This window comes from Mesorhizobium sp. M2C.T.Ca.TU.002.02.1.1 (assembly GCF_003997225.1).
Genome location: NZ_RZTO01001065.1, coordinates 1 through 1,742, shown reverse-complemented (window position 1 = coordinate 1,742; position 1,742 = coordinate 1). Strand labels below are relative to the sequence as shown.

Sequence of the window (1,742 nt, the reverse complement as noted above, 5' to 3'; positions counted from 1 at the left end):
ACAGGATGCCGCGCGAAACCGTCGCCGCTTTCAGCCGGCAGAGCTTCGACGACGTCATTTCCGGACGCTACGAGGATTTTCCGTTCGAGCTCTACGAGGCGAAGCTCTGGGAGGGATCCGGCAAAAGCGAGACGACCGCCTTCAAGGGCGTCATCGTCGCCTTCGAGACCATAGAGCCGTTCCCTGGAACACTGGTCGCGGCACGCAAGGCCGGCAAGGTAACGCACTTCTTCCGCGGCATGTTCGCCTCAAAGATGCAGGAGCTGTCTTCCGGCGTCGACGACCTCGACGACACCTATGAATTCCGCACCGACAATGTCGAGGCGGCGCGGCCGCTGGTGACCGGCCGGATGGCGCAGGCGCTGGCCTGGCTGCGCGAGACATGGCCCTACGACCAGGCGCGGGTGGCGCTCAGCGGCAGCGACGGCTTTCTGTTGATGCCGCGGTCGAAGAACTTCTTCGAGCTTCCGGATATCTCGCAGCCGATCGACTACAACGCGCATGTCGCGCCGATGATCACCGATCTCGGCGCCATGCTGGCCACCGCGGCGCTGGTGCGCAAGATCGGCGCGAGGGATGAAGTGAGCGGATAGACCTCAGCAGTCGAAGCCGTATTGGGTGCGCATGTACTCGGCCTCCTCCTTCGACATCTTCTTCAACATCACGCAGACGGTGAAGCTGCCGACCTGACGGCCGTTTTTGGTATAGCCCCAGTCGGATATATCGTCCCTGGTGAATTCGATGTTCTGGCCGAGGACGACGTTGCGGACGATTTCCGGCTCGTTCGCCAATATGCCGACGAAGCCGGTCTCGGTCCGCTTGAAGGGGATGACCCAGAAATGCTCCGTCGCATTGCCGTCGGCGATCATCACCTTCAGCTTGAACTTGTCGGTTCCCGGCGGCGGAGTGTCGGATAAAGCCAGGAATTCATCCAGGCTGGAACGCGCCTTCTCGATCGCCGCCGCCATCTCGGCGTCGTCGGAGGCGATCATCATGGCCTTGTCGTCGCTTTGCGCGCGGGCGTGCAAAGGAACGAGCGCCAGCAGCAGGCATAGCGCGATACGAACGGCAATTGTCATGACACCCCCCGGTCAAGGCCAATATCCTTGCGTATTATCTTCGGGCAATGCGTCGGCTTTATCAATCGGAGAACCGGCCCACGACAATTGTCATCGGGGAATGATAAGAGGCGGCTTCGGCCGCCGAAACGAGGCCGCCGTCGAACGCGGTGACCGGACTGCGCGGAGAGGACAGGATATGCGACTGAGATTGGCGGCAGCGGCGCTCGCGGCGATCATGCTTTGCTCGGGGCCTGCCCGTGCCGAGGACCCGAAGGCCTTCAAGCTGACGATCGACGGCGTGAGCGTCGACATCGATCCCGGCGAGGACGTCGACGTATCCTTGCCCGGCGGCAAGACCAGCAAGGTAAGGCTCGAGCACAATGATTTCGCCACCTTCTCAGGCGGCACATTCTCCTTCGTCCATCCGAGCACCAATTCGGTGACCAAGACCGATCTCGGCGACGGTATCGCGCAGTATCTCATGGCTTCGGCGCTCGGCACCCTCGTCGTGGTGCAGAAATACGACAAGATGAACCCGGTCTCCCTCAACCAGCTGATGCTGCAGGAGATGACCAAGGAAACGGTCCAGGCGGGCGGGCAGCTGACGCAGCAGCCGACGACCCGCAAGCTTGCCGACGGCAAGGAACTGACCGGCCTCAAGGCTATCGTGAAGACGCGCAC

Annotated in this window: 3 protein-coding genes; 2 read left to right on the top strand and 1 reads right to left on the bottom strand. The window is 61.9% G+C overall.

The window, feature by feature from the left end; genetic code table 11:
- Window positions 1–593: DUF3137 domain-containing protein (locus EOD07_RS33360; RefSeq protein ID WP_127238254.1), on the top strand; the 593-nt coding region annotated here is incomplete at its 5' end.
- Between the two features lie 3 nt (window positions 594–596).
- Here EOD07_RS33360 and EOD07_RS33355 read toward each other — a convergent pair.
- Entirely contained in the window at window positions 597–1,079 is a 483-nt protein-coding gene (locus EOD07_RS33355) for a DUF2314 domain-containing protein (RefSeq protein WP_040989622.1), read from the bottom strand.
- 178 nt (window positions 1,080–1,257) lie between these two features.
- Here EOD07_RS33355 and EOD07_RS33350 point away from each other — a divergent pair.
- On the top strand, window positions 1,258–1,742 hold a 485-nt coding region (locus EOD07_RS33350), incomplete at its 3' end, for a hypothetical protein (protein WP_127238253.1).